1 protein-coding gene and 1 pseudogene are annotated in these 2,165 nt (G+C 66.2%); both read left to right on the forward strand.

Annotation, left to right across the window (positions count from 1 at the left end; all coding sequences use genetic code 11):
- Positions 1 to 345, forward strand: a pseudogene (locus AC1DHD_RS15825) (metallophosphoesterase); the annotation flags it as partial.
- A gap of 798 nt (positions 346 to 1,143) precedes the next feature.
- Positions 1,144 to 2,165, forward strand: a 1,022-nt coding sequence (locus tag AC1DHD_RS15830) for an ABC transporter transmembrane domain-containing protein (protein ID WP_476880625.1), incomplete at its 3' end; no start/stop codon positions are given.

Raw genomic sequence — 2,165 nt, forward strand, 5'->3', positions numbered from 1 at the left:
GGCTGGCCCCGCGGCACTAAAGGCCAGGACGGCAAACCGCACCTGCGGATCGCCGTCGCGCATGCCCCGTACCAGCGCGTGCTGGACCACTTCACCGAGGACGCCGCCGACCTCCTCCTGGCCGGCCACACCCACGGCGGCCAAATCTGCGTCCCGGGCTACGGCGCCCTCGTCGCCAACTGCGACCTGCCCACGTGGCGTGCCAAAGGACTCCACGACTGGGAAAGCAACGGAAGGACGACGCCGGTAAACGTCTCCGGCGGGATCGGCACCTCCCGCTTCGCGCCGGTCCGAATCGCCTGCAAGCCCGAAGTCGTGCTGCTCACCCTCACCGCACGTTCCTGAGCGGGGCCTTGCCTGGCTCCTTGCGACGGACATGCCCATCCCTGGTCTTCAGCGTCGGACATGCCCATCATTCCTGCCCCTCGGCGACGGACATGCCCATCCTTGGACTTCGGCATCGGACATGTCCGTCCCTAGACGCCGGCTTCGGGCATGCCCGTCAGTCCTGCACCTCGGCGACGGGCATGCCCATCCTTGGTCCCTAGCAATGGACATGTCCATCCCCGGCACTCAGGGATGGACATAGTGGCATTATGTCCATCCCCCGACGCCAGGAGTGGGCATGTCCGGACAAACCTTGCGCCGGAGACGAGCATGTCCATCTGGGCCGTTGCAGAACACGCATGTCCGTCGCCAGCTCGGAAAAATGGGCATGTTCGAAAGTGGCATCCAAGAACGGACGGGCATGTCCATGTGGGCCTCGGAAAAATGGGCATGTCCGTTCGGGCCGGCGCAGAACGGGCATGTCCGCCGCGGCGACCCTGGACCTACGCCGGTCGTCCCGCGTCCAGACCACGCCCCCAGCCGGCCCGCGTCCAGACCACGCCGCCCGTCGTCCCGCGTCCAGACCACGCTGCCACTACCCGCCACCCATCGCGGCACCGCGCGGCACCGCCCGCCACCGGCCGCCCCGCCCCGCCACCCACCCCCACCCCACCATTGCGGAACATGATTACTGGGCGAGATTCCGGAACTGGACAATATCCTGTGAACGGGGTCACGGGATGGCCTAGGGTAGTTGCTACAGGAAACTACATCCAGTTGCGTAATCCCTTTCGCAGTTGCAGCTAAGAAGCAGGCATGGCCAAGCAGACCCCGTTCTTCTCATCAATTCGCCGTCTATATCCGCACGTCAGGCCGATTATGCCGCGCCTGGTCATGGGCCTGCTCTCCGCCTTGATGGCTAGCCTGGTGGCCCTGGCCATTCCCCAGGTGCTGCGGGTGCTCATCAATGACTGGCTGCGTCCCGGCGGCAGCAGCCAGGCCGTCTGGATCGCCTCAACTGTGATTCTGCTGCTGGGGATCGCCGAAGCCGGGCTCGTCGCGCTCCGCCGGCAGTTCGTCATCAACCCGGCCACCACCGTGGAAACCCGGATGCGGGTGTCGCTGTACGACCACCTGCAGGATCTTACTGTCTCCTTCCACGACCGCTGGGGCTCCGGACAGCTGCTCTCGCGGGCCATGACGGACCTGAACTTCCTCCGGCGCTGGATGGCGTTCGGGGCAATCATGCTGGTGGTCACCACCTTGACCGTCGTGATCGGCGTCGTCGTGATGTTTTCCATGAGCTGGCAGCTGGCCCTGATCTTCCTGGCCGCCGCGGTACCGATCATGATCTACGGCTTCCGCTTCCGTACCCGGTTCAGCAAGGTAGCCCGGCGCAGCCAGGACCAGGCGGGGGACCTCGCCACCACGGTCGAAGAGTCCGTCCACGGCATCCGCGTCCTCAAGGCCTTCGGACGCAGCCGCGAGGCACTCGAGAACTTCAACGAACAGGCCGAGGAGCTGCGCCAGACCGAGATCGCGAAAGCCAAGCACCTGGCGGCTTTCAGCCTGGTCGTGACGCTGCTGCCCGAATTGGCCCTCGGCGCGGGCCTGGTGGTCGGCGTGATGCTGGCGGCCGACGGCGGGCTGAGCATCGGTTCGCTGGTGGCCTTCTTCGCCACCGCCGCCGTCATCGCGGCACCGGTCGAATTCTGCGGCATGCTGCTGGCCATGGCCCTCACCGCCAAGACCGCCGTGGACCGGCACTACGAGGTGATGGATTCGGTCAACACCATCACCAGCCCGGATCAGCCGCGCCGCCCCGCGGAGCTTAAGGG

It is taken from the genome of Arthrobacter sp. 05L45_2 (assembly GCF_056397525.1).